This window comes from Stenotrophomonas sp. YJH_SMC_73 (assembly GCF_059370155.1).
This window is the reverse complement of record NZ_JCAFTJ010000003.1, coordinates 269915-295252: the sequence shown is the minus strand read 5'-3', so window position 1 is coordinate 295252 and position 25338 is coordinate 269915. Positions and strand designations below refer to the sequence as shown.

At 67.9% G+C, this 25338-nt stretch carries 20 protein-coding genes; 16 read left to right on the top strand and 4 right to left on the bottom strand.

The features are described from left to right. Positions 1–55: 55 nt before the first annotated feature. The 10 genes from AC5P8R_RS06685 (at position 56) to AC5P8R_RS06640 (ending at position 11498) form a co-directional block, all read left to right on the top strand. The gene (locus AC5P8R_RS06685; RefSeq protein ID WP_495223149.1) at positions 56–982 is read left to right on the top strand and encodes a LysR family transcriptional regulator; all 927 of its coding nucleotides are present in this window, start codon (positions 56–58) and stop codon (positions 980–982) included. Positions 983–1112: 130 nt separating this feature from the next. Next, complete coding sequence (locus AC5P8R_RS06680) at positions 1113–1616, top strand: RNA polymerase sigma factor (protein ID WP_014647349.1); 504 nt, start codon at positions 1113–1115, stop codon at positions 1614–1616. A gap of 82 nt (positions 1617–1698) precedes the next feature. Continuing rightward, the gene (locus tag AC5P8R_RS06675) at positions 1699–2655 is read left to right on the top strand and encodes a FecR family protein (protein WP_049439509.1); all 957 of its coding nucleotides are present in this window, start codon (positions 1699–1701) and stop codon (positions 2653–2655) included. Between the two features lie 183 nt (positions 2656–2838). Beyond that, a complete protein-coding gene (locus AC5P8R_RS06670) occupies positions 2839–5955 on the top strand; it encodes a TonB-dependent receptor (RefSeq protein ID WP_495223148.1) in 3117 nt (1038 codons plus the stop codon). A 52-nt stretch (positions 5956–6007) separates the two neighbouring features. Further along, positions 6008–6772, top strand: a complete 765-nt coding sequence (locus AC5P8R_RS06665) for a Slam-dependent surface lipoprotein (protein ID WP_014647346.1) — start codon at positions 6008–6010, stop codon at positions 6770–6772. An 89-nt stretch (positions 6773–6861) separates the two neighbouring features. Further along, positions 6862–8316, top strand: a complete 1455-nt coding sequence (locus AC5P8R_RS06660; RefSeq protein ID WP_495223146.1) for a surface lipoprotein assembly modifier — start codon at positions 6862–6864, stop codon at positions 8314–8316. A 136-nt stretch (positions 8317–8452) separates the two neighbouring features. Beyond that, entirely contained in the window at positions 8453–8857 is a 405-nt protein-coding gene (locus AC5P8R_RS06655) for a response regulator (protein WP_014647345.1), read from the top strand. Between the two features lie 9 nt (positions 8858–8866). Next, the gene (locus AC5P8R_RS06650; protein WP_046430927.1) at positions 8867–10453 is read left to right on the top strand and encodes a sensor histidine kinase; all 1587 of its coding nucleotides are present in this window, start codon (positions 8867–8869) and stop codon (positions 10451–10453) included. A 70-nt stretch (positions 10454–10523) separates the two neighbouring features. Then, positions 10524–10865: a type II toxin-antitoxin system prevent-host-death family antitoxin gene (locus tag AC5P8R_RS06645; protein ID WP_014647343.1), complete on the top strand. Its 342-nt coding sequence runs from the start codon at positions 10524–10526 to the stop codon at positions 10863–10865. Between the two features lie 3 nt (positions 10866–10868). Then, entirely contained in the window at positions 10869–11498 is a 630-nt protein-coding gene (locus tag AC5P8R_RS06640) for an ATPase (protein WP_032962597.1), read from the top strand. Positions 11499–11570: 72 nt separating this feature from the next. Here the strand turns inward: AC5P8R_RS06640 and proP are convergent, their stop codons facing one another. Then, positions 11571–13061, bottom strand: coding sequence for a glycine betaine/L-proline transporter ProP (gene proP / locus AC5P8R_RS06635; protein ID WP_046430926.1), 1491 nt, complete (start codon positions 13059–13061; stop codon positions 11571–11573). 569 nt (positions 13062–13630) lie between these two features. Between proP and AC5P8R_RS06630 the strand changes: the two genes are divergently transcribed. Both AC5P8R_RS06630 and AC5P8R_RS06625 read left to right on the top strand, forming a co-directional pair. Further along, positions 13631–14047 (top strand): host attachment family protein, encoded by a 417-nt coding sequence (locus AC5P8R_RS06630; RefSeq protein ID WP_495223145.1) that lies wholly within the window; start codon positions 13631–13633, stop codon positions 14045–14047. Between the two features lie 5 nt (positions 14048–14052). After that, positions 14053–14376, top strand: coding sequence for a thioredoxin family protein (locus AC5P8R_RS06625; RefSeq protein WP_053495407.1), 324 nt, complete (start codon positions 14053–14055; stop codon positions 14374–14376). Between the two features lie 59 nt (positions 14377–14435). Here the strand turns inward: AC5P8R_RS06625 and AC5P8R_RS06620 are convergent, their stop codons facing one another. Next, positions 14436–14681, bottom strand: coding sequence for a hypothetical protein (locus tag AC5P8R_RS06620; protein WP_046430922.1), 246 nt, complete (start codon positions 14679–14681; stop codon positions 14436–14438). A 459-nt stretch (positions 14682–15140) separates the two neighbouring features. Between AC5P8R_RS06620 and AC5P8R_RS06615 the strand changes: the two genes are divergently transcribed. Beyond that, positions 15141–17492, top strand: a complete 2352-nt coding sequence (locus AC5P8R_RS06615) for a GH92 family glycosyl hydrolase (RefSeq protein ID WP_014647336.1) — start codon at positions 15141–15143, stop codon at positions 17490–17492. Positions 17493–17635: 143 nt separating this feature from the next. On the opposite strand, the gene AC5P8R_RS06610 is transcribed toward AC5P8R_RS06615, so the two are convergent. Further along, the gene (locus AC5P8R_RS06610; protein WP_014647335.1) at positions 17636–19009 is read right to left on the bottom strand and encodes a sensor histidine kinase; all 1374 of its coding nucleotides are present in this window, start codon (positions 19007–19009) and stop codon (positions 17636–17638) included. After that, positions 19002–19676: a response regulator gene (locus tag AC5P8R_RS06605; RefSeq protein ID WP_014647334.1), complete on the bottom strand. Its 675-nt coding sequence runs from the start codon at positions 19674–19676 to the stop codon at positions 19002–19004. The genes AC5P8R_RS06610 and AC5P8R_RS06605 overlap by 8 nt, the downstream gene beginning before the upstream one ends. A 62-nt stretch (positions 19677–19738) precedes the next feature. Here AC5P8R_RS06605 and AC5P8R_RS06600 point away from each other — a divergent pair, with 62 nt between their 5' ends. The 3 genes from AC5P8R_RS06600 to AC5P8R_RS06590 are packed head-to-tail and all read left to right on the top strand — an operon-like array spanning position 19739 to position 25229. Then, positions 19739–20986 carry a TolC family protein gene (locus AC5P8R_RS06600; RefSeq protein ID WP_495223143.1) on the top strand — a complete coding sequence of 416 codons (1248 nt, stop codon included), beginning with the start codon at positions 19739–19741 and terminating at the stop codon, positions 20984–20986. After that, on the top strand, positions 20983–22155 hold the full coding sequence (locus AC5P8R_RS06595; RefSeq protein ID WP_495223142.1) for an efflux RND transporter periplasmic adaptor subunit: 1173 nt from the start codon (positions 20983–20985) through the stop codon (positions 22153–22155). Before AC5P8R_RS06600 ends, AC5P8R_RS06595 begins: the two co-directional genes overlap by 4 nt. Next, positions 22152–25229 carry an efflux RND transporter permease subunit gene (locus tag AC5P8R_RS06590; protein ID WP_164232586.1) on the top strand — a complete coding sequence of 1026 codons (3078 nt, stop codon included), beginning with the start codon at positions 22152–22154 and terminating at the stop codon, positions 25227–25229. Before AC5P8R_RS06595 ends, AC5P8R_RS06590 begins: the two co-directional genes overlap by 4 nt. Positions 25230–25338 lie beyond the last annotated feature (109 nt).

Genomic DNA, 25338 nt, shown 5'->3' with positions numbered 1-25338 from the left:
CATAGTCCTATCTGGTGAACAATGTCTGCAGGCCGTGGCCGCAGGAGATCGCCCCGTGTTCATCGCAGATATCCGCCGTTGTGACCTCAACGACCTGTTCTACTTCGCCATGGTGGTCGAGCATGGCGGCTTCTCGCAGGCCGGCCGGGCGCTGGCGATGCCGAAGTCGAAACTGAGCCGGCGCATCGCGCTGCTGGAGGAACGGTTGGGCGTGCGCCTGATCCAGCGTTCGACCCGGCGTTTCTCGGTCACCGAGGTCGGCCAGGACTACTACCGCCACTGCAAGGCCATGCTGGTCGAAGCCGAAGCGGCCGAGGAAGCCATTGCGATGTCACGTGCCGAGCCGCGCGGCACCATCCGCCTGGCGTGCCCGATCGCGATACTGCACGCGCGCATTGGCACGATGCTGGCCGATTTCCTGGCCCTGCACCCGCAGGTGACGGTGCAGCTGGACGCCACCAACCGGCGCGTCGATGTGGTGGGCGAGGGTGTGGACGTGGCGATCCGCGTGCGGCCGCCGCCGCTGGAGGACAGTGACCTGGTGGTACGCGTGCTGGCGCGCCGGGTCTGGTGCACCAGTGCCAGCCCGGCGCTGCTGCAGCGGCTGGGCATGCCGCAGGTGCCGGCCGACCTGGCGATGATGCCGACCGTGGATCTGGCATCGCCCAGCCAGCAGCATGCCTGGGAGTACACCGGGCCGGGCGATGTGCTGGCCAGCGTGCACCATCGCCCGCGGCTGGTCAGCGATGACATGATCGCGTTGCGCACCGCCGCGGTGGCCGGGGTGGGCCTGCTGATGCTGCCGCGGATGATGATCAGCGACGAGCTGGCCAGTGGCGCGCTGGTGCCGGTACTGCCGGAGTGGGTGCCCAAGCACGGCATCGTGCACGCGGTGTTCCCGTCGCGACGCGGCCTGTTGCCTGCGGTGCGTGCGCTGATCGACTACCTCGCCGAACGCTTCGAGGCGCTGGAGGAACCGTAGATCCTCCATCCACGCCATGCGTCGATGATGCTTTCGTGGCGCGGCTTGCCGCCTGCGGCCCCGCAGCCCACAATCCACGTCCGGACCGTCGCCATCACGCCCATCATTCCCCGGTCCGGCCTTGGCACCTATGTCTCCCAATGCCCTGGCGCTGGTCGAGCTGCTGATCCGCGAGCGCCGTGCGTTGTCCCGCTTCGTCGCGCGCTACCTCGACCCGGCCAGCACCGAGGACACCCTGCAGAACCTCTACCTGAAGGCCAGCAGCGTGCCCGGTGATCCACCGATCCTGGAGCCGCGCGGTTATCTGTACCGGATGGCCTACCACCACGCGCTCAACCGCAGCCAGGCCGACGCCCGCGAGCGGCGCGCCATGGCCGAGTACGCCACCGGCATGGCCGAGGCAGGCCACGACGGCGAGGCGCAGGCGCTGGACCAGGCGCAGCTGCGCGAGATCACCCAGACCATCCTGGCCCTGCCGGCCCAGGTACGCGAGTGCTTCGTGCTCAACCGCTACCTGGGCCTGAGCGAACGCGAGATTGCCGCGCGCCTGGGGATCTCCAAGAGCCTGGTCGGCAAGCATGTGCTGCGCGCAGCGCTGCTGATCCAGCAACAGCAGCGGGGAATGGGCCGATGAGCGGCGATTGCCGTGGGCAGATCGTGCCCGCCGTTGTCACAACAGGAAAGCGCACCCATTCGCGGTGCGGCAGGCCACAACCATGACCACGTCCGAACCCTCGCCGCGTCAGGCCAGGCAGGCGTTGCGCTGGGTGATACGGTGCAGTGCAGGCCCGTTGCCGGAACGCCAGCAACGCACCCTGCAGCGCTGGCTGCAGTCCGATCCGCGCCATGCGCTGGCCTGGCGCCAGCAGCAGGCCTTCTGGCAGCGGTTGGACGCTGCTGGGCCCGAGGTGCTGGCCGCGCTGCCCGAGCTGACCGCCGACCGCCAGGGGCTGCGGCCGATCGCACCGCGCCGTCGCCTGCCGTGGCTGCTGGCATCGGCTGCGGCCGTGGTGCTGATGGTCGCGGCCGCTCCGCATGCGTTGCTGCTGGCGCGCAGTGATGTGCGCAGCAGCGATGCGCCACGAGTGGTGCAGCTGGCCGATGGCAGCACGGCGGTACTCGATGCCGGCACCGCGCTGGCACTTTCGTTCGATGACCGGCAGCGCCACCTGCGCCTGCTGCGCGGCCAGGCCTGGTTCCAGGTAGCGCACGAGGCTCGCCCGTTCCAGGTCGAGGCAGCGGGCGGCCTGGTCCGTGACATCGGCACTGCCTTCAGCGTGTCGATGCTGGATACCACGGTCACCACCCAGGTCAGCGCGGGTGTGGTCGATGTGCGCCCGGGCGATGGCAGCGTGCAGCGCCTGCATGCCGGACAGGCACGCGCGTTCCGTGACGGGCACTGGCTGCAGCCGGCGCAGCTGGAAGATCCGGAGAGCATGGCGCCGTGGCGTCGCGGTGAGGTGGTCATCGACGATCTGCCCGCTGCGCAGGCCATCACCGACCTGGCGCGCTACCGTCGTGCCCCGGTCTGGGTACTGGGCGGGCAGGGCGCACGCATACGGGTCAGTGGCCTGTTCCACCTGCAGCAACCGGACACGGCCATCGTCGCCGTGGCCGCGCAGGCGGGACTGCGCGTGCAGCGCTTGCCCGGTGGTGCATTGCTGCTGTGGTGAAGCACCCGCGGAACATGGACGAACCGGTCGCATGAAAAAAACATGAAAAAACCGTGGGCAGTCGTCGCAGCCCGCTGTCTATAGAGGTATAGCCAGAGCGAAACAGCGTTTCTTCTCAAGCCAGACACACCACCGGGCACCGGACGTGTCCGTGGTCCCGCCCCGCTTGAGGAGTTCCTGTCCATGCCGTCCACGGCATCCGCCTGTCATCGTCGCGCCACCGCTCTGGCCCTGGCTGTTTCCACCGCATTGCTGCAATTGGCCTGGGTGCCGGCCGGGCAGGCGCAACCGGCGGTCGTCGCGCCGCTGCGCCAGTACGCCATTCCGGAACAGCCCCTGGCCGACGCCGTGCGTGCCTTTGGCCGCCAGGCCGATGTGCAGGTGGTGTTCCGCAGTGACCTGGTGGAAGGCCGTCGCTCCAGCGCGGTGAGCGGCGAGTACAGCCAGATGCAGGCCCTGCAGCTGCTGCTGCGTGGCAGCGGCGTGCGCGCGCAGCGTGGCATGGACGGCACCTGGAGCCTGCGTACCGCAGCGGAGGCGGGTGAAGGGGAAGGGGTGCGGGTGACCGAGACACTGGACGTGGCCGGTCGCCTGCAGTCGGAAGGGGGCGAGGCCCGCGATCGGCGCGGCTACGATGATGTGTTCGCGCTGGACATGGCCACGGCGTATTCGGGGCGCGACCGGGTGGAGCGCTACCGCGGCTCCAATCCGGCCGACGTGGTCAAGGATCTGGTCGGTGTGTTCAGCGGCGATGCGCGCAACAGTGGCGCGCTGGACATCAACATCCGCGGCATCCAGGGGCCGGGGCGGGTGCCGGTCAGCATCGACGGCGGCGAGCAGGCACTTACGGTCTGGCGCGGCTACAACGGCGTCAGCAACCGCAACTACATCGATCCCAACCTGATAGGTGGCATCCAGGTCATCAAGGGGCCGGGGCTGGTGCGCGATGTGCACAGCGGGATCGGTGGCGCGCTGGTGATCAAGACCATCGACGTCGATGACATCGTGGAAGCGGGTGAGCGCTTCGGCGGGGAGCTGAAGATCGAAGGCAGCAGCAATGCGGTGGCGCCACGCCTGCCGCGGCTGCATACCGGCGAGGACTACCGCACGGTGCCCGGGTTCCCGCAGGGCTCGCCCTCGGCACCGTATGCCGACAGCACGCTGCTGGTGCCGGTGAAGTCGCGCGGTTCGGAAGCCAATGTGTTCGCCGGCGAGGACCAGGCCTGGCGGCTGGCGCTGGGCCTGCGCGGCGAACACGTGGACCTGATGGCCGCGTATGCCTGGCGCAAGCGCGGCAACTACTTCTCCGGCACCCAGGGCACGGCGTACTACGACCAGGACCCGCGCGAGCAGTTCGAGTACAAGGGCCTGGACTACATCACCACGCTGGCGCGCTACTTCAAGCCCGGCGACGAGGTGCCCAACACCTCCAGCGAGCAGGAATCGTGGCTGCTGAAGGCGACCTGGCAGATCAACGATGACCAGCAGCTGCGCGCCACCTGGCGGCGTACGCTCTCCCACTACGGCGAGATCATGCCCTCGCGCATCCTGTCCGCGCCCGACTACGGTCGCATCCAGTGGCCGCTCAGCCGCGTCGATGCCGATGCCTGGAACCTGGAATACCACTGGCAGCCTGCCGGCAGCCGCTGGCTGGACCTGCGTGCCAACCTGTGGCGCACCGAAACCACCAGCGATACCTACACCGCTGGCGGCTTCCCCAATTTTGCCAGCAACCCCGACTGGAACCCCGGCAGCAGCCCGATCCTGCGCAATACCGCGCTGGCCAATGCCCGCAACGACCGCACCGGCCTGACCCTGAGCAACCGCTTCGCGCTGCATTCCACCCTGGACCTGACGGTGGGCGGCAACTGGCAGTTCGAGAAACTGCGCTCGGCGGACCCGTACTTTGGCGTCAGCGATGGCTGGCGCATGTACCCGCGCGCCGGGCGCCGCCAGGAGGGCGAGGGCTACCTGGTGCTGGACTGGCGGCCGGTGGATTTCCTCTCCCTGAGCGCCGGCGTGCGCTACGCGCGCTATTGGGCCTTCGATGATTTCCTGCAGGAACACCCGGAGCTGATGACCACCTCTGTGTTCCCCAAGGAGGCCCGCTACCGGGTCAACGAACTGCCCGAACGCCCGGCCAGCCTGCAGGGCGAGATCGACGCCATCGAGTCGCAGCGCGCGTTCTGGGACAGCATCGGCATGGGCTTCATCGTTGATGATCTGCTGAAGGGCCTGCTGAGCAGGTACGAGACGCCGGTGGCGGTGGAGCACAGCATTCCGTGGCTGCCGGATGCGGACGGCAACTACAGCCGTGCCAGCAACCCGTGCCTGAATGGTCAGGTGGCGGCCATTCCCGGGCTGTTGCCGGTGCAGGGCGCGCAGATCCTGTGCAGCATCCAGAGCGGGCGGTCGCAGACGGTATCCGGGCGCAACGAGCGCAGGCGCGACCATGCCTGGCTGCCGACCTTCTCGGCCACCGCGCATTTCTCGCCCAATGCGCGCGCCTATGCCCGTTACAGCGAGGCGGTGCGTTTCCCCAGCATGTTCGAGAGCACCATCGCGTTCTCCAGCAGCCTGAACCCGCTGTACCCGCTCAAGCCCGAGCACGCCTACAACTTCGAAGTGGGCTACGTGCACAACCTGTCGGCGCTGTTCGGCAACACCGCCGATGCCGACGTGAAGCTGGCCTACTACGTGCACAAGACCCGCAACGTGATCGAGCGCGACGGCAATTTCCTGTTCGACAACCTGGACAAGCAGCGCATCCGCGGCCTGGAGTTGCAGGCGCGGTTCGACAACCGGCGCTTCTTCACCGACCTGGGCATCACCCGTACGCTGGAAAACAAGGTCTGCGACGAAAGCATGGCGGTGCAGCTCGATGCGCTGGCCGGCAAGGTGCCCAACTGCGTGCAGGACGGCTTCGTCAGTGGCTACCTGCTGACCCAGGCCATTCCCCGGTTGTCGGTGAACGTGTCGCTGGGCACCCGGCTGTTCGATGAGCGCCTGGAGCTGGGCAGCCGCATCGTGCATTACCGGCGCCACCAGAACCCGGACCTGCAGGCCTACCGTGATCGCCTGTACGCCGGCAGCGGTGGCCTGATCTGGCAGAACGTGCCGTTCACCTGGGGAAACATCACCACCGTCGATGCCTACGCGCGCTGGCGCTTCAATGACCACACCAGCGTCGAGCTGGTCGGCACCAACCTCGGCAACCGCTACTACGTCGACCCGGCCACGCGCTCCACGCTGCCGGCGCCGGGGCGCACGCTGAAGCTCGGTGTCACTGCGCGCTTCTGATGACCTGCCTCGTTGTTGTACCCGTTGTTCCCTCAACCCAAGGAGTAGTTCCATGAAGATGATCTCCCGTTCCGTACTGGCCATGGCCGCCACCTTCGCCCTGGCCGGTGCCGCCCAGGCCGCCGACATCGTCGGTGCGGCCAGCCCGGCCACCGATTCGCAGCTGTACGTCAAGGTCGGTGCCTCCGAAGTCAACGGCGGCCCGCACAGCGCAGGCAAGGCCGGCATCGGCGTCGGCACCGTCTCCAACGGCAAGCCGGTCGACTTCCAGGGGCTGGCGGCCTACTCGGCCCCGACCACCGTCAACGGCGTTACCGTCCGTACCCTGGCCATGCCGATCACCGGTACGCCGGGCAGCCATTCCGGCATGGGCCACTTCAACTTCGTCAAGGTGGGCAGTGGCGATGTGTGGTTCGGCGAATGGTCCAAGGACGGCGCTGCGGGTGGCTTCAACAACCGCCAGGTGTACTTCGCTGGCGACCGCGCCGGCACCACCCTGCCCAGCGGTACCGCCACCTACGCGGTGGCCGGCCTGAACCGGTTCAATGGCAGCAACCTGCTCAGCGGTACCTTCGCGGCGAACTTCGGCACTGGCAAGCTGACCGGCGGCCTGACCGGTGGTGGCCAGACCCTGGCGATCAGCGCCAACATCAACAGCGCCGATGCATCCTTCGCCGGCACCGCCGTGGCCAACGGCTCGGTCACCGGCAACAGCCAGGGCCAGTTCTTCGGCGCCAATGCGGCCACGCTCGCCGGTATCGCCACGTTCGCCGGCAACAGCCAGTACGACACCGCCTTCGGCGGCAGCAAGAACTGATCGCCACGCCCCTGACGGGGCAGGGCAGGGACAAGCCGCGATCCGCCAGTCCCTGCTTCGGCCGCTGCATGCACCACCACGGATCGACCATGCGCCATTCCACCTTCCTTGTCGTACTGCTGTTGGCTGCCGCTGATGTGCGCGCCCAGCAGGACGATCTGCGCCGCGTGCTTGAACAGGGCAGCGAACTGCGCCACCAGCAGCAGGACCGGCAGCGCCTGCAACAGGCCGAGTCGGAGCGGCCGACCATCACCATCGACGGCAGGACGCTGCGCGTGGAGCGCAGCGTCGACGATCTCGGCCAGGCCCTCTACCTGTCACTGCAGCATCAGCAATGGCGGGTCGCCGCGGCGTTCCTCGAGGAGTACATCGAACTGCCGGGGCATGACCCGCTGCTGCGCCATTACGCGCAGGGGGCGTTGGCCCGCGTGGCCGGCGACCATCGTCGCGCGGCGAAGGAGTACGAAGCGCTGCTGGCGGCGCAGCCGGATTTCCTGCCGGCCCGTCTCGAGCTGGCACGTGTCTATGCGGAAGACCAGCGTGATCGCGATGCGGTCGCGCTGTTCACGGCCATCGCTGCAGGCATCAATGCTGATGATCCGGCCACGGCCGGCGTCCGCGCGCGCGTGGACGGTTACCTGGGTGCCCTGCAGGCGCGCCAGCGCTGGAAAGGCGCGCTGTCCGCCGGCCCCGCATGGAGTGACAACATCAACCGCAGCTCGGCCAGCCGCACCTGCCTGTTCGGCGTAGGCGACGCCTGCCTCATCGAACGGAAACTGCCCGACGCCCAGCACGCAGGGGGCCTCGACTACGACGCCAGCCTGGAACGGCGCTGGGTCCTCGACGGGCATCATGGGCTGTACGTGCGCGGTCTCGCCTTCGGTCAGGCATGGCGCGGGCACCGTGCCTACAACGAGCTCAATGCCAATGTGCAGGCAGGTTACAGCTGGCGCAGTGCGCGGCAGACCGTGCTGCTTGCCCCCGGCTATGACCTCCAGGGCTTGGGCAACCATGCGCTGCAGGGCGGCAGTGGCGTGCACGGCGAATGGCAGTACGCCCCGGATGCACGCAGCCTGCTCAAGCTGGAGGCCGACTGGAAGCGCCAGCGGTATCGTCAGCAGGGCCTGGCCAGCAATTATGACGGCGAGCTGGTATCGGTGTATGCCACCTGGTTCCGCGCGCTCAGTCCGCGCTGGACGGTCTTCGCCGGGCTGGATGTCACCGGCAGCAGCGCTGCCGACCCGGCCAACGGCTACCGCCAGCGCGGCTTGCGGCTGGGCGCGGCGCGGCAGTGGAGCGGCACCACGGCCACGGTGTTCGTGTCGCTGCGCCGCCGCGACTACGACGCCTGGAGTCCATTGCTGGAGGCGCGCAGGCAGGACGACGAACAGAACCTGATCGCCATCGTGCGCAGCGAGCGGCTGGCGGTGGCCGGGCTGGTGCCCAGCCTGGGCCTGCGCTACGCCCGCATCGACAGCAACGTCGGCTGGCTGTACAGCCACGACCGCAGCCTGCTCAGCCTGAAATGGGAGCGTGCGTTCTGAACGCGCCGCTGCAATGCCTGGGTGAACGGGCCGTGGCGGCGATCTTCATCGATCATCACGCGCCCTTGTAGCCCGTTTCGCGCATCCTGCAGGCGTTGCGGCAGAGGTGCGCCGCGTGTATCGAGGAGCGCGGGTCGTGCTGGAAGCGGGCAACAAGCCAGAGGGCCTGAAAGGGCTGCGGGTGCTGGTGGCGGAAGATGAATTCGCCATCGCGATGTTCCTGGTGGACTATCTGGAACTGAAGGGCGCGCAGGTGGTGGGACCGGCCGGTGACCTGCAGGCGCTGGGGCGTCTGGTCGATGAGAACCCCATCGATGTCGCCCTGCTGGACATCAACCTGGGGGGTGAACTGGTCTACCCCTTGGCCGACCGCTTGGCGGACGCCGGCACGCCGTTCATGTTGACCTCCGGCTACGATGACAACCTGCCCAGCCGCTTCGCTGGCGCGCCCCGCTGTACCAAGCCCTATCACATCGAGGCACTGGTGCAGCAGCTGGCACGGCTGGTGGCAGGGCCGCAGGCTGCTGCGGGCATCGCCTGATTGCGCGGCATGTCACACCGCATCCAGGGTCTCCCGGCCGTTGAGCGCCCGGCGGGCATGCCGCCGCCGCTGCAGGCGCATGCGCGCCATGACGGCATGGCCGCCCGTATTGCCCGCCACGACTGGTCAGGCACGCCACTGGGTGCGATCGAGCGATGGCCGCCGCACCTGCGCGCCACTGTCGACCTGATGCTGGCCCACGGCTTCCCGATGATCGTGCTGTGGGGCGAGCAGCTGGTGCAGCTCTACAACGATGGCTATGCCGAGATCCTCGCCGACAAGCATCCGGGCGGGCTTGGCCAGCCCACCCGCGAGTGCTGGCCTGAGGTCTGGCACATCAACGGCCCGATCTACCAGCGGGTGTGGCAGGGCGAGACCATCACCTATGAGGACAAGCTCTATCCGCTGGCGCGGCGGGGGCGGCTGGAGGATGTCTGGTTCACCATCACCTACAGCCCCATCCGCGGTGAGGAAGGGCGCATCAACGGTGTGCTTGTCACCATGTTCGAAACGACCGCCGCGCATGTCGCGCAGGCGGCCCGCGAGCGCGAGGAGCAGAAGCGCCGTGAGAGCGACCGGCGCCTGGCGCTGGCATTCAAGGTGCTGCCGGTGGGCGTCTGCATTGTCGATGCCGAAGGCCGACTGCAACTGTCCAACGACCGGATGCGGACCTATCTGCCCACCGGCAAGGTGCCGTCCACTGATCGTCCCAACCACTACCGCTGGCAGGGATGGCACCCCGACGGCTCGCGCATCGAGCCCCATGATTTCGCCATCGCCCGCGCCCTGCGGGGGGAGACGGTGGTCCCTGGCCTGGAGTTCCAGTTCATCCATGACGACGGGCGCGCCCGCTGGACACGCGTCGCCGCTGCGCCGCTGCGCGATGCAGACGGCGAGGTGACCGGGGTGTTCGCCATTGCGGTGGATATCGACGACCTCAAGCGCGCCACCGAGCGCCAGGCGGTGCTGCTGGCCGAACTGCAGCACCGGGTCCGCAACATCATGTCCACCATCCATGCCCTTGCCTGGCGGACGCGCAGCACCGTGGCCAGCGTGGACGAGTACGCCGAGCGGCTGTGCGGGCGTTTGATGTCGCTGGCGCGCACGCAGAGCTTGCTGACCCGCGGCGGCAATGCCGGGGTCTGCCTGCGCGGGATGATCGAAGAGGAAGTGTCGGCGCAGATGCCGGGCACGGGCCTGTGCGAACTGCACGGTGAGGACGTGCTGCTGCCACCGAAAGCGGCCGAGGTGCTGTCGTTGGCCATCCATGAGCTGGCGAGCAACGCGCTGCGCTACGGCGCGGCCGCGCGCGAGGCGGGGCGGATCGAGGTGTCCTGGCATCTGCAGGTGCAGGACGCAGAACCGTGGCTGGGCCTGCACTGGTGCGAGCGCCATGCCGACGTGGAGGGCTGGGAAATGCCACGCCAGCGCGGCCTGGGCCGGGCGCTGATCGAGCAGCGCGTGCCCTACGAGCTGGCTGGCAGCGGCGAGCTGCACTTTGGCCCACAGGGGCTGGATGCGTGGATCCGCTTCCCGCTGCGCGAACGCGACAGCCTGCTGCAGACCGACGCTCCGGACACCGCGCCCCTGCGGTAAAAGGGGATTTATCCCCAATTTGGCCAAATTGGGTATAGTGTCGCTCATCCACCCCGCCTGGAGCCGTGCCATGACCCTGCCGCTGGATCTGCCTGGCCTCGAGAAGGCCCCGGCCTCATCGGTGAAGACCCGGGGCTGGCCGAGCCTGATGCGCACCGTGCGCGAAAAGCAGGCGCTGGTCATCACCAACCACAACCACCCGGAAGCGGTGATCGTGGACATCCGCACCTACCAGGAACTGCTGGCCAAGGCCGCCGGCGGTGATGCCGGTGAGCGCAGCGAGGAGCTGCAGCGCCTGCGCAGCGAGTTCGACCAGACCCTGGCCGGGCTGCAGCGCGGGGAAGGGCTGGGCAAGGTGCTGGGCCAGCCGATCCGGCGCGGCCGCAAGGTCACCCTTGGCCGTCCGCTCTGATCGATGGGACGCATCCTGGCGTTGGCCGGTGTCAATGGCGCCGGCAAGAGTTCGCTGCTGGGCACCTGGCTGGACGCCGAAGGGCTGAGCTGGTTCAACCCGGACTCGTTCACCCGCCGCCTGGTCGACGCCGGCTGGCCGCTGCCGGACGCCAATGCCGAGGCCTGGCAGGAAGGCACCCGCCGCCTGCGCCAGGCCATGGCCGATGGCACCGACTTCGCCTTCGAGACCACGCTCGGTGGCAACACCATTCCGCGTCTGCTGCGTGAGGCCTGCGAGCGGCACCAGGTGGCGATCTGGTTCTGTGGGCTGGCCGATGTCGGGCTGCACGTCGCCCGTGTGGCCGCGCGGGTGGCCGCCGGTGGCCACGATATTCCGTTGGAGAAGATCCACGCGCGTTTCGATTCGGCGCGCGCAAATCTGCTGGAGCTGCTGCCGCACCTGGCCGAGCTGCATGTCTACGACAACAGCGCGCCGGCCGATGCCGACGGCTGCGTGGTGCCGCTGCCGGTATTGGCCATGGCTGCAGGCCAGCTGCATTACCCGGTCGCAGTGGCCGACCTGTTGCACACGCCGGGCTGGGCCAAGCCCATCGTGATGCGCGCGATGGAATTGGACACCCCGGGTGATTGATGCCGCACGGGGTGCGGAGTCGAACCCATGCTCGGCTGATCCCCTGGAAGTCAGCCGAGCACGGGCTCGGCTCTACAACGCCGGCTTCGCCTGCTCGGGCTCGGCAACGTCCGGCAGCGGCGGCAAGGTCGGGTCCACCGTCACCGGCACATCGCTCTTCAACAGCGCGGCTGCTTCCTTGTCGCTGCCAACCGCTGGCGGTGAACCGCGCAGCGGCAGGCCGGCGGTTTCCTTCACGAACAGCATGGTTACTAGGCCGATCACCGCCGCGCCCATCAGGTAATAGGCCGGCACCAGCGGGTCGCCGGTACGCTCCACCAGCCACGCGGTCACCAGCGGCGTGGTGCCACCGAACAGCGACACCGACACATTGAAGGCGATCGACAGCGCGCTGTAGCGCACCGGGGTGTAGAACAGCGCCGGCAGCGTGGACGGCATCGAGCTGGTGAAGCACACCAGCGCCAGCCCCAGCAGCATCAGGCCGAGGAAGATCAGCCCGTCGTTGCCGCTACCGACCAGCAGCAGGCACGGAATGGCCAGCACCAGCAGCGCGATGCACGCACCGATGATCATCGGGCGCCGGCCCAGCCGGTCACTGAACAACCCGCCGACGATGTTCAGCGGCATCATCACCAGCATCACGATGATGATCAGCAGCAGGCCCTTGCTCTCGGCATAGCCCATCGTGACGCTGAGGTAGCTGGGCATGTAGGTCAGCAGCATGTAATCGGTCACGTTGAACACCAGCACCAGGCCCATGCACACCAGCAGCTGGCGGCCATGCACCTGGAACAGCGCGCCCAGCCCCGGCCGCTCGTGCTCGCGCTTCTCGGCTTCCTCGGCGAAGGCGCGGAACGCCGGGGTTTCCTCCAGCTTCATGCGCATGTACAGGCCGAGCAGGCCCAGCGGGCCGGCCACCAGGAACGGAATGCGCCAGCCCCAGTCCAGCATCTGCTCGCTGCTCAGCAGCATGTGCAGCGCGGTGACGGTGCCGGCGCCGGCGATGTAGCCGCCCAGCGTGCCGAACTCCAGCCAGCTGCCCATCAGGCCGCGGTTGCGGTCGGTGGAATACTCGGCGATGAAGGTGGCCGCGCCCCCGTATTCGCCGCCGGTGGAGAAGCCCTGCACCACGCGCGCCAGCAGCAACAGCACCGGTGCCCAGATGCCGATGCGCTCGTAGGCGGGAATCAGGCCGATGGCAAACGTGCCCAGCGCCATCAGGATCATGGTGAACGCCAGCACTTTCTGGCGGCCGTAGCGATCACCCAGGGGGCCGAACACCAGGCCGCCCAGTGGCCGCACCAGGAACGCCACGGTGAAGGTGGCGAACGCAGCGATCACCTGCGCGGTGGGGTTGCTGGAGGGGAAGAACACCTGGCCGATGGTGACGGCCAGATAGCCGTAGACACCGAAGTCGAACCACTCCATGGCATTGCCGAGTGCGGCCGCGCCGACGGCGCGCTTGAGCATGGGCTTGTCGACGACGGTGATCTCATCGACCTTCAGGTGGCGGCGGCGTTTGAACCAGCCGAAATGGGCATGTGCATCGGGGGTGTCCTGCATGGGGGCTCCCTTGTAGGCAGAAGAGGGGAAATGAGCGGTGAGGTAGGTCCCGGAAATCGGAAACGGCGATGCAGGCGCAGGTGGCGCAGGGGCATCGGTGAGTGGCGTGGGGGCCGGAGAATGTGTGCAGGCACGGCGCCATGCGCACCGCAAAGCACCGCCGCAACGGCGGAAACGCAGCAACGGGATCACAGCGGTCGCGCAATCAGCGGCCGGCGGTCACAGCAGCGTGGGGAGTGCAGGCCGAGGGCCTGCGGGCGTCATCCGCCAGGATCCAGCGCGAGGCGGTGGAACGGCAGGGCGGGAGCCATCGTGGCAAGCGAAGCGCCGGTCGGCAGTGCTTCCCACGTAACAGGTGCGCCCGTCACGTAGTGGGTCGTGTCGATCATTCGTTCATCATAGCGGCATCGGCGTGAGCATGCAGCGAAGCGGACTGATCTGCACGCTGTGTTCCATCGCGCCTGTTCATCCGCGCGGCATGCAATGACAAGTGTTGAACGAACTCTGGCCGCAGCGCTCACGCGACGCTGTCTACGGTAGCGCTGGACGCAATCGAGAAGGAGCATCGCATGACCCGTCGCATTCCCGAAGGCACGTTGATCATCGTCGCCGATGGCGGTTCGGCCCGCGTGTTCACCAACGTCGGCAGCGAACATCAGCTGGCGTTGAAGCAGGAAGGTGAGCTGCGCCTGCAGGACATCAGCGAGCAGGGCGTCTCTGGTCAGGGCCCGGCCGGCGCGGTGCCGAAGGACATGTCCATTGCGCAGCTCAACGAGGCGACGTTCGCCAAGCAGGTGGCGGAGCAGTTGAACGAAGATGCGCTCAACAACCGCTATGCACACCTGGTGCTGGTGGCAGACCCGACCACGCTGGGCCGTATCCGCCCGCTGCTGCACAAGGAGGTCCAGGCGCGTCTGCTGGGCGATATCGCCAAGGACCTGACCAACGCCCCGCTGGTGGATATCCAGAAAGCGCTGGCGGCGTAACCGGCATGCCGTTCATGCGTGACTACCCGGCGGCGGAGCCTGCAGGCGCGGACGTGGAAGCCCAAGCGGGCTGGCAGCTGCTGGAGTTCGGTGCACCCTGGTGTGGCCATTGCCAGGCCGCGCAGCCCGCACTCCAGGCGTTTGTGGACGCCCACGATCTTGTGCATTGGAAGATCGAGGATGGCAAGGGAAAGCCGCTGGGGCGTGCGTTCAAGGTAAAGCTGTGGCCCACCGCGGTGTTGCTGCATGACGGCCAGGAAGTGGCGCGCGTGGTGAGGCCGGTCGACAGCGCCGACCTCGCCACCTTGCAGGACGCATTGCCAGATTGAGGGCAGCAATCGCTGCGTGCGGTGAGCACGGCGCCGAGCAGGCTCGGCTGCAGGGCGGGCTAGTGATAGGTCACCTTTTCCGCTTCCGCACGCAGCTTCTGCAACAGGCACCGCCCATGCTGGCTCAGCATGACCATCGCGTTGGCGATCTGCCTGGCGTCGTAGCCCATTGGCGCGGGAGGTTTCGGCTCGGGGCCGTACTGTTCGCCGATGAGGATGGCCATGCCTTCTGCACTGTTGAGGGCATGTTCGATGCGCTGGAAGAGCGACTCCATGGCCGGGCTGAGCGGACGCGTGTGTTTCATGCGGGAACTCCTTGGGTGCGAGGGCCACCGCAAGGGTGGCGGGCGATGCGTGCTTGGAACCCGGAGAGACTGAAGAAGAACTCCGATGGCCAGACGGCCACACGCAGCGCCCGCCATAGTCATGACAGGCAGATCTTCAGTTTCATCCGGGGGTTCCAATCCCGGCAGCGGGATGTCCGCCGCGGCGCAATCCTGGGCAGATCGAGGCGCTGCGCACCAATTGATGGTTTGTCTCGCTTTGTCCCGTTCGGAAGGCGCGGTCTTTCAGAAGTGCATGTCTGGACATCCATTGCCGTATCGGCACCGATCGGGAAGCGGGAGACCGGAAGGCTATGAGGTGATTCGTCGCGCGGCCATGCAATTACGTGCAAAGCATCGTGCCGGTTCCGGCGGCCGCACTGCAGCATGCGACAGGGCAGGGCCGGTGCTAGGATCCGACTACCACCTGAATCGATCCAAATGCCGATGCCCACGCTGGACCGTCGTCTCCTGATCGCTTTCGTCGCGACCGCCATGCTTGCCTCCGGGGCGGTGCTGGCGGCTCCGTCGAAATCCGCCGCCGAACGCGCCTATGGCTCGGTCGACCCGTTCATCGGTACCGGCGGGGAAGGCCATACCTACCCGGGGGCGACGGTGCCGTTCGGCATGGTCCAGCTCAGCCCGGACACGCGCATCCAGCCGCGCGAAAAGGCCTATGGCTGGGCGGCGGGCTACCGTTACGACGACAGCAGCATCGTCGGTTTCTCGCACACGCATTTTTCCGGCACCGGGCATTCGGACCTGGGCGACATCCTGCTGATGCCGTTCACCGGCAACCCCGGGCTGGAGCGCGGCGATCCGGAGAAGCCGCGCAGCGGTTACGCCTCACGGTTCCGCCACGCTGACGAGAAGGCCGAGCCGGGCTACTACGCGGTCACCCTGGACGACTACAAGGTGCGTGCCGAGCTGACCACCAGTGCGCGCGTGGGCGTGCACCGCTATGCCTTCCCCAAAGGTGCCGACGCCAAGGTGCTGCTGGACATGCGTACCAGCATGTACGACTACCCGGGCAAGGTGCTGTGGTCGCGGGTGCGGGTGCGCGCCGATGGCACGGTGACCGGCTTCCGCGAGACGCGCGGCTGGGCGCCGGGCCGCCAGCTGTTCTTCGCGATGCGCTTTTCGCGCTCGCTGGCTGGCCATGAACTGCATAACACCGAGCAGGACATCGTCTACAAGGGCTTCCCGCCGCCGGGCGAGAAGGACCCGGCGCAGCGCGCACAGATCGAGGGTCGCCAGCTGGTCGGCACGTTCGCATTCGGCAAGCTCGACGCACCGCTGGTGGTGAAGGTAGCCATCTCGCCGGTCAGTGAGGCCGGTGCCATCGCCAACCTCGACGCGGAAGTGGCCGACTTCGACTTCGATCGGGTGCGTGCGCAGGCGAAGCAGGACTGGACGCAGGCGCTGTCGGTACTCGATATCGATGCCCCCGAGCATGCGCGGCGCAGTGCCTATACCGCGCTGTACCACACGATGCTGGGGCCGACGCTGTTCATGGACGCCGATGGCCAGTACCGCGGTTCGGACAACGCGGTGCACAAGGCCGACGGCTTCACGCACTATTCGACGTTCTCGCTGTGGGACACCTACCGCGCGCTGCACCCGCTGCTGACGCTGGTGCAGCCGGAGAAGCGCAACAGCGACTTCGTCAATTCGATGCTGGCCCACCATGAGCACAGTCCGTACGGCATGCTGCCGGTGTGGTCGTTCCATGGCCTGGAAGACTGGTGCATGATCGGCTACCACGCCGTGCCGGTGATCGCCGATGCCTACGTGAAGGGCATTCGTGGCTTCGACGCCGACAAGGCATTGAAGGCGATGGTCGAGACCGCCAATTACGGCCCGTATGACGGTATCGCGCAGTACCGTGAGCTGGGCTATGTGCCGATCGACGAGGAAGGCGAAGCGGCCAGCAAGACGCTGGAGTACGCCTTTGATGACTGGACCATCGCACGCATGGCGCAGGCGATGGGCAAGGCCGATATCGCGGCCACCTTCGACAAACGCGCGGGTAACTGGCGCAACGCGTTCGACAAGGACACCGGCTTCATGCGCGCGCGCAAGCGCGATGGCAGCTTCCGTACGCCGTTCGACCCCAGCGCCAGCGGCTACGGCACCGACTACACCGAGGGCAACGCCTGGCAGTACTCGTGGTACGTGCCGCAGGACGTTGCCGGCCTGGCGGCAGCCCACGGTGGCAGCGACAAGCTGCTCGCGCGCCTGGACGAGGTGTTCAACGCCAAGGTGGATCCATCGATCTTCGAGCACATGGAAGACATCACCGGCCTGATCGGCTGGTATGCGCACGGCAACGAGCCCAGCCACCACGTGGCCTACCTCTATTCGTACGCGGGCCAGCCATGGCGCACCCAGGCGCGGTTGAAGCAGATCATGGACACCCAGTATGCCGACCGCCCCGATGGCCTGGCCGGCAATGATGACGTTGGCCAGATGTCGGCCTGGTATGTGTTCACCGCGCTGGGCTTCTACCCGGTGGCGCCGGGCTCGGGCGAGTACATCCTGGGCCGTCCGTTCCTGCCGAAGACCGCGATGCGTCTTCCGAACGGCAAGACGTTCACCATCGTGGCCGAGGGCCTGGATGACAAACACACCTATGTGGGCCGCGTGAGCCTCAACGGCAAGCCGCTGCAGCGCACCTTCCTGCGCCATGACGAGATCCTGGCTGGCGGCGAACTGCGCTTCAGCATGCAGGCCGAGCCGAACAAGGACTGGCCGGGGCAGGACGCGCAGGCGCCGTATTCGATGAGCCGGTGATGCGCACGTGGTAGGTGCCGACCTTGGCCGGCACGCTTCACGGGTGACCTGGAACCTGTAGAGCCGAGCCCATGCTCGGCTGCTTTTGGCACGGTGCCTGAGCCGAGCATGGGCTCGGCTCTACAAGGGCAATTCGACAAAGGTCAACGGAAACGCAACCCGACGCGGGCGCCACCGAGCGGCGCCGTTTCGATCATCAATATGGCGCCATGCCGCTGCGCGATCTCGGCCACGATCGCCAGCCCCAGCCCGCAGCCATCTCCCTCGCTGCTGGCCCGGTAGAACCGTTCCGTGACGCGCGCGCGCTCGGCTTCGGCGATACCTGTACCGTCATCGTCCACCCACACCTGCACGCCCTCGGCATCCCGCTGTAGTCCCAGGGTGATCACACCGGGCACGGCGCCGTAGCGCAGCGCGTTGTCGAGCAGGTTGCCCAGCGCCTCGCGCAGCAACTGCGGATCACCCTGTACCTTCACGCCGTCGTCGGGTCCGTCGTAACCCAGGTCCACGCCCGCCACCAACGCACGGTCGGCGTAGCGCTCGACCACGCCCCGTGCCAACGCGGCCAGATCCAGCGGCTGCAGCGGCAGTGCGCTGCCCTGTGGATCTTCCGAGCGGCTGAGCATCAGCAGCTGGTTGACCAGGTGCTGCAGCCGTGCCAGCCCGGCCAGCGTGCCGGACAGCGCCAGCTGCTGGGCCTGCGGATCCTGTTGGCGGAGTGAGCTCTCCAGCTCCACCTGCATTGCCGCCAGCGGCGTGCGCAGCTGGTGCGCCGCATTGCTGACGAAGCGCCGTTGCGCGGCCTGCATCGCGTCCAGCCGTTGCAGCAGTGCGTTGTAGGCTTCGACCGCCGGCCACAGTTCGCGTGGGGCTTCCTGCGCGGGCTCCAGTGGCGCCAGCGGGTCCGGACGCGGGCTGGCCAGCCGCCGCGCCACCTGGTTGGCATGGCGTGCAGCCGCGCCGGTACCGGACCAGGCCAGCCACGCGGCCAGCGCCAGGATCGCGGCCTGGAACGGGATGCTGGCCAGCAGCAGCTTGCGCTCCAGCCGGTGCCGCTTGCGCAGCGTCTCGGCCACGCGCAGGCGGATATCATGGCCCGGCCCAGCGCTGACCACGACCTCGACCATGCGCACCGGCTGCCCACGCAGGCGCGCGTCGTAGTAGACGGCATCGTCGCTGCCGGCAGCGATCGCGGGGCGGGGCAGCGCTTCGGGCAGGTCCCCATACAGGCGCCCGCCCGCAGCGTCGACCACTTCGCCATGCACTTCGTCAGCGGTATCCCAGGTGAACATGCGCGACACCGCGGGCGTGATCTCGATCGAGGCACGCCCGTCCTGCACCTTCACCAGCTCGGACAACGACATCGCCGAGTCCAGCAACCAGCGGTCATAGACCTGGCCGGCATAGAAGCGGGCCAACGCGAATGAACCGATCGCGCTGCACAGCAGCAGCACCAGCAGGGGCAGCCACAGGCGGCGCAGCAGCAGGCCACGCAGGCTGTGCACACGCTCAGTCACCACCGGCTTCCAGCCGATAGCCCAGGCCACGCAGCATGCGGATGCCGACGCCGGCGCGCGCCTGTTCCAGCTTGCGGCGCAGGCGGCTGACATGCACTTCGATCACTGACAGGTTGGCCTCGTGATCCCAGCTGTACAGCGCGTCGAACAGGCGCTGCTTGGTGACGGTGCGGCCAGGATGCTGCATCAGTGCCTCGACCAGCGACAGCTCGCGCGCGGTCAGTTCGATGCGCTGGCCTTCCACCTGCACTTCATTGCGGATGCTGTCGAAGCACAAACGGCCCAACCGCTTGTGCGCCGGTGCGTCGCTGCGGCGACGCGACAGCGCACGCAGGCGGGCTTCTAGTTCCCCCAGTGCAAACGGCTTGGCGAGATAGTCGTCGCCACCGCGGTCAAGGCCGAGGATGCGGTCCTCCACGCCATCGCGCGCCGTGAGGATCAGCACCGGCAGGGTGACGCCGTCGTTGCGCAGGCGCGAGAGCAGGTCGAGGCCATCGACGTCGGGCAATGAAAGATCGAGCACCATCACGTCATACGGCGCGCTGGCCAGTGCAGCCGGCGCGTGCAGCCCGCGCGAAAGGTGGTCGCACAGATGGCCGGCGCCCTGCAGGGCGCGGATCAGTCCATCGGCCAGGGCGGCGTCGTCTTCGATCAGCAGGATTCGCATTGCAAGCTTCGTGCAAGGTTGGGGCAAGTTTGGCGCAAGTGCGTCACCTTACCGTGACGTGCATGAATTTCTCCCGTCGTCTTGCGGCCCTGCTGGCCGCCCTTTCGTGCGCGCCTGCGGCTTCGGCGCTGTCCTTGCAGGATGCACAGCGTGCAATGGAAGCGCACAACCCGGACCTGCGCGCGGCGGCATTGGAACTGCGTGGGGTGCAGGGCGATGCGCTGACCGCTGCGTTGCGGCCAGCGGCCGAGCTGTCGATCGGCAGCAGCAAGATCAGCCCGAAGCACGGCATCGGCCCGGGGCGCTGGCAGGACAAGCGGGTGGACAGCACGCTGGGCCTGGGCTGGACCTGGGAGCGCGGTGGCAAGCGCGCATTGCGCATCCGCCAGGCGGACGCACTGCTGGAAGTGGCCGGGCTGGACATGCTCGATACCCGCCGCCGGCAGCAGGTGGCACTGCATGAAGCCTATTTCGGCCTGAAGGGCGCGCAGGAGCGGGCGCAGATTGCCGAGGCCAACCGCCAGAGTTCGGCCGAACAGATGGCGGCGGCCGACAAGCAGGTGGCCACCGGGGCGATGGCGCCGGTGGATCGCGCGCGGATGGCGGTGGACCATCTGGCGGTGGCCGATGCGGCGCGCGAGGCGGCCCTGGATCTGCGTGACGCGCGGCATGCGCTGGGCCTGCTGCTCGGCAGCGATGACAGCCGCGACCTCAGTGCCGATGACCCCTGGCCGGATGCCAGCAGCGTGGCCAAGGTGCGCGCGTTCGATCCGCAGCAGCGTGCCGATCTGCGCGCGGCACGCTCGCGCCTGGCCGCCGCCGACGCTGGCGTGGCCCTGGCACGTAGCGAGCGCCACCGCGACATCCAGCTGGGTGTGGAGGCCGAGCGCGAGCCCACCGATATCAGCGGTGTCACCTGGGGCGTGTCGTTGACCATTCCGCTGGGCGGCCCGTCGCGCGCACGCGGCGCGATCCAGCGTGCCGAGGCCGACCGGGACAGCGCCGCGCTGGAACTGCAGCTGCTGCAGCGCGAAGCACACGCTGAACTGGACCAGCTGCAGGCCAGCGTGCAGTCTGCCGCGCAGCGCCGCAGCGACTACGAGGGGCTGCAGTCCGACGCTGCGCGCAAGGCGGTGGAGGGCATCGAACTGGCCTATCGCCGTGGCGCCGCCAGCCTGACCGATCTGCTCGACGCGCGCCGCAGCTGGCGCGAGTTCGAGGCCGCGCTGATTGATGCGCGTGCCGACCATGCCATTGCCCTGGCGCGCTGGGAAGCGGCCACATCCGTTGCTGAAGGAGAGTCCCGATGAAGTCCACCGTCGCCCATCGCCCGCGGGCGCGACATGCCATGCTGCCGGCCCTGCTGGCGCTGGCCCTGCTGGGCGGCTGCGGTCGCGAACCGGCGTCGTATACCGAGGATGCGCCGCAGGTCAGTGCCGGCCAGATCCTGTTTCCGGCCGGCAGCCGCCAGCTGGATGTGCTGCGCAGCGAGCGGGTGACCGCCGGTGCCAGCGCCAGCCTGCAGCTGCCGGGCCGGGTGGTCTGGAACGAGACCCGCTCCAGCGCGCTGCGCACCCCGCTGGCGGGGCAGGTGGCGCGCATCGAGGCGCAACCGGGGCAGAAGGTGAAGGCCGGCCAGGTGATCGCCTGGATCACCTCGCCCGAGTTCGGCCAGGCGCAGGCGGACGGCGTGCGTGGCCGTGCCGAGCTGCAGCTGGCACGCCGGGAACTGGACCGCACCCGCGAACTGCACGCGGCAGGGGTGGCGTCGGGCCGTGAACTGGACGAGGCCGAGGCCAGCTTCGCCGGCAGCCAGGCCGATCACGCGCGCGCGACCGCCTTCGCCAGAGCGTATGGCAACGGCCAGCACGTCGACCAACGGCTGCCGCTGCGCGCACCCATTGATGGCGTGCTGGTGGAGCGGCGGATGAGCCCGGGCATGGCAGTCAGCCCCGACAGCGAACAGCCGCTGGCGATGATTGGCGATCCTGACCGCCTGTGGTTGCTGCTGGATGTACCGGAGAGCCTGGCCGGACGCTTGAAGGCGGGCATGCAGGTGAGCGTGCCCGGCGCCGATGGGCAGCCGCAGCAGGCGACCCTGCAGCACGTGGATGACTTCGTCGACAGCGAACGCCGCGTGGTGCAGGCGCGCGCCGAACTGGACAACCGTGCGCGCGGTTTCAAGGCGGGCCAGTACGTGCGTGCGCAGGTGGCAGTGCCGGCCGGGGGCGGTGTCTCGCTGCCCGATGCTGCGGTACTGCTCATCGACGGCAAGCAGGTGGTGTTCGTGGAGGAGGCCAAGGGCCGCTTCGCGCGCCGCGCCGTGCGTGCCGAGGAACTGGGCGATGGCCGCCTGTGGGTGCGCGAGGGCCTGGCCCAGGGCGCCAGGGTGGTGGTCGAAGGGGGCCTGTTGCTGCAGCAGCTGGTCGACAGTGCGCCCGCAGCCGCCAGCACCGGGACGGGGCATGCCGCGCCATGATCGATCGCCTGATTGCCTATTGCCTGCGCCAGCCGCTGATGGTGATGCTGGCGCTGCTGCTGTTCATCGGCGCTGGCATTGCCGCGTTCCGCGTGCTGCCGGTGGAAGCCTTTCCGGATGTGTCCGACACCCAGGTGACGGTGGTATCGCTGCACCCGGGCCGGGCCGCGGAGGAGGTGGAGCGCGAGGTGACGATGCCGCTGGAAGTGGCACTGTCCGGCATCCCGCATTCGGTGCGGGTGTTCTCGCATACGCAATTCGGCCTGTCGATGATCATCCTGACCTTCGACGACAAGGCCGACGATTACTTCGCGCGCCAGCAGGTGCTGGAACGCCTGCAGGGCGTGGAGCTGCCCGAAGGGGTGACGCCGGAGCTGGAGGCGATGAGCTCGGCGGTGGGCGAGATCTACCGGTACGTGCTGAAAGGCCCGCACCTGACGCCGACCCAGCTGCGCACCGTGCAGGAATGGACGATGGAGCGCAGCCTGCGCACCGTGCCGGGCGTAGCCGATGTGATCAGTTTCGGCGGCTTCGCGCGTACGTTCCAGGTCAAGCCGGACCTGGACAAGCTGCGTGACCGCGGCATCAGCCTGGGTGAGTTCGCCGAGGCGCTGGAGAAGGGCAGCTCGAACGCAGGCGGCGGCTACGTGGAACGTGGCCAGCAGCAGTTCCTGATCCGCGGCGTCGGTCTGATGCGCTCGCCGGCCGACATCGGCAACGTGGTCGTGGCGCAGCGCAGTGGCACGCCGATCCTGGTGCGCGACCTGGCTGGCATCGCCGATACCGGCCTGCCCCGGCAGGGCCTGGTCGGCCAGGATGACAACGACGATGCGGTGTTCGGCATGGTGCTGATGCGCAAGGGCGAGAACCCGTCCGACGTGCTCGACGCCCTGCATGCGCGCATCGCCGAGATCGAAGCGAACCAGCTGCCGGCCGGGGTCAGCATCGAGCCGTTCTACGACCGCTCGTGGCTGGTCTCGACCACGCTGAAGACCGTCTTCAGCAACCTGCTGGAAGGCGCGGTGCTGGTGTTCCTGGTGCTGTGGCTGTTCCTGTACAACGCCCGTGCCGCGCTGATCGTGGCGGCGATGATGCCGCTTGCGCTGCTGTCGACCTTCCTTGGCCTGCATCTGTGGGGCGTGCCGGCCAACCTGCTGTCGTTGGGTGCGATGGACTTCGGCATCATCATCGATGGCGCGGTGATCGTGACCGAGCACATCGTCTCGCGATTGTCGAAGCTGCCACCTGCGGCCGATCGTAAGACACGGTTCTCGACCATTCTTTCGGCAGCGTCGGAAGTGGGCCGGCCGACGTTCTTCTCGATGCTGATCATCATCGCCGCGCACATCCCGATCTTCACCCTGCAGCGCCAGGAAGGCCGCATGTTCGCGCCGATGGCGTACTCGGTGACCTCGGCACTGATCGGCGCGCTGATCCTGGCGCTGACCGTGGTGCCGTTGTTCTGTTACTGGTGGCTGCGGCGCGACCGCATGCGCGACGGCAATCCGCTGATGGACCGCCTGACCGGCTGGTACCGGCCGGTCCTGGAGCGCGCACTGGCCCGCCCGCGTGCGGTAGTGCTGACCGCGGTTGCGCTGCTGGTCGGCACGCTGGCATTGGGCACGCGGCTGGGTTCGGAGTTCCTGCCCGAGCTGGACGAAGGATCGATCTGGCTGACGGCCACGCTCGACCCGAGCACCAGCCTGGGCGAAGCGCAGCAGCAGTCGCGGCGCATCCGTGAGCTGGTCGGCACGTTCCCGCAGGTATCGACGGTGGTGGCCAAGCTGGGACGCCCGGAAGACGGCTCCGATGCCAAGGGCGCCAACCAGATCGAGGCGCTGGTGGCGTTGAAGCCGGAGAAGGAATGGCCGAAAGGCGTGGACAAGCGACAGCTGGTGAGCGATCTGCAGCGCACGCTGGAGCAGCGCATTCCGGGCCCCGAGTTCTCGATTTCGCAGCCGGTGCGCGACAACATCCTGGAGAGCATCTCGCAGATCAAGGGCCAGGTGGTGATCAAGGTCAGCGGCTCGGATCTGGACGTGTTGAACCAGCAGGCGCAGGCGATCCTCGGCCAGGTACGCGGCGTGGAGGGCGTGGAGAGCGCCTTCATCGACCGCGACGGGTCATTGCCGCAGCTGCAGATCGAGATCGACCGCGACCGCGCCGCGCGCTATGGCCTGAACGTACGCGACGTCGACGAAGTGATCGAGACCGCACTGGGCGGGCGCCAGGTCGGCGAGCTGTGGGAGGGTGACCGCAGATTCCCCATCACCCTGCGCCTGGACGATGCCGATCGTGACCTGCAGCGGCTGCGTACGGTGCCGGTTGGCATCGGCGATGGCCACACGGTGACGCTGTCCGACGTGGCCGACTTCCGCATGGCCAGCGGCGCGATCAACATCTCGCGCGAGAACGCACAGCGGGTGAAGGCGGTGAGCATCTTCATCGCCGGCCGCGACATGGGCAGCGTGGTGGCTGACATGCGCAAGCGCGTGGATGCCAGCGTACAGCTGCCGGAAGGCTATCGGCTGGAGTGGTCCGGCGAGTTCGAGAACCAGCAGCGTGCGATGAAGCGGCTGGGCTGGGTGATTCCGCTGTCGGTGCTGATCATCTTCGTGCTGCTGTTCGATGCCTTCAAGGACATCAGCAGCGCCGCGCTGATCCTGGCCAACGTGCCACTGGCGATGATCGGCGGCATCCTGGCCCTTTGGCTGACCGGCATTCCGCTGTCGGTGTCGGCGGCAATCGGCTTCATTGCATTGTTCGGGCAAGCGGTGCTGAACGGCGTGGTGATGCTCAGCCGCTTCGCCCAGTTGCGCGAGCAGGGCATGGACCTGCTGCAGTCGGTGGTGCAGGGTTCGCTGCAGCGCCTGCGCACGGTGCTGATGACCGCACTATTGGCGATGTTCGGCCTGCTGCCGATGGCCACCTCGCATGCGATCGGTGCCGAGACCCAGAAGCCGCTGGCGGTGGTGGTGATCGGTGGTCTGCTGTCGGCGATGCTGCTGACCCTGCTGGTGTTGCCGACGCTGTACTACTGGGTGCATCGCCGCCGCGAGGCCCGCATCGCGTGACCTACCTGTAGAGCCGAGCCCACGCTCGGCTGCTTCTGGCCTTTGCGCGAAGAGCAGCCGAGCATGGGCTCGGCTCTACAAGGACGTCGCGCCATGCGTGGATGCCACC

Coding starts and splice junctions, on each gene's coding strand:
- AC5P8R_RS06590 (WP_164232586.1), top strand. CDS start 22,152: ATGATCGATCGCCTGATTGCCTATTGCCTGCGCCAGCCGCTGATGGTG.
- AC5P8R_RS06620 (WP_046430922.1), bottom strand. CDS start 14,681: ATGAAACACACGCGTCCGCTCAGCCCGGCCATGGAGTCGCTCTTCCAG.
- AC5P8R_RS06595 (WP_495223142.1), top strand. CDS start 20,983: ATGAAGTCCACCGTCGCCCATCGCCCGCGGGCGCGACATGCCATGCTG.
- AC5P8R_RS06680 (WP_014647349.1), top strand. CDS start 1,113: ATGTCTCCCAATGCCCTGGCGCTGGTCGAGCTGCTGATCCGCGAGCGC.
- AC5P8R_RS06675 (WP_049439509.1), top strand. CDS start 1,699: ATGACCACGTCCGAACCCTCGCCGCGTCAGGCCAGGCAGGCGTTGCGC.
- AC5P8R_RS06645 (WP_014647343.1), top strand. CDS start 10,524: ATGACCCTGCCGCTGGATCTGCCTGGCCTCGAGAAGGCCCCGGCCTCA.
- AC5P8R_RS06600 (WP_495223143.1), top strand. CDS start 19,739: ATGAATTTCTCCCGTCGTCTTGCGGCCCTGCTGGCCGCCCTTTCGTGC.
- AC5P8R_RS06670 (WP_495223148.1), top strand. CDS start 2,839: ATGCCGTCCACGGCATCCGCCTGTCATCGTCGCGCCACCGCTCTGGCC.
- AC5P8R_RS06665 (WP_014647346.1), top strand. CDS start 6,008: ATGAAGATGATCTCCCGTTCCGTACTGGCCATGGCCGCCACCTTCGCC.
- AC5P8R_RS06660 (WP_495223146.1), top strand. CDS start 6,862: ATGCGCCATTCCACCTTCCTTGTCGTACTGCTGTTGGCTGCCGCTGAT.
- AC5P8R_RS06630 (WP_495223145.1), top strand. CDS start 13,631: ATGACCCGTCGCATTCCCGAAGGCACGTTGATCATCGTCGCCGATGGC.
- AC5P8R_RS06650 (WP_046430927.1), top strand. CDS start 8,867: ATGTCACACCGCATCCAGGGTCTCCCGGCCGTTGAGCGCCCGGCGGGC.
- proP (WP_046430926.1), bottom strand. CDS start 13,061: ATGCAGGACACCCCCGATGCACATGCCCATTTCGGCTGGTTCAAACGC.
- AC5P8R_RS06605 (WP_014647334.1), bottom strand. CDS start 19,676: ATGCGAATCCTGCTGATCGAAGACGACGCCGCCCTGGCCGATGGACTG.
- AC5P8R_RS06640 (WP_032962597.1), top strand. CDS start 10,869: ATGGGACGCATCCTGGCGTTGGCCGGTGTCAATGGCGCCGGCAAGAGT.
- AC5P8R_RS06625 (WP_053495407.1), top strand. CDS start 14,053: ATGCCGTTCATGCGTGACTACCCGGCGGCGGAGCCTGCAGGCGCGGAC.
- AC5P8R_RS06615 (WP_014647336.1), top strand. CDS start 15,141: ATGCCGATGCCCACGCTGGACCGTCGTCTCCTGATCGCTTTCGTCGCG.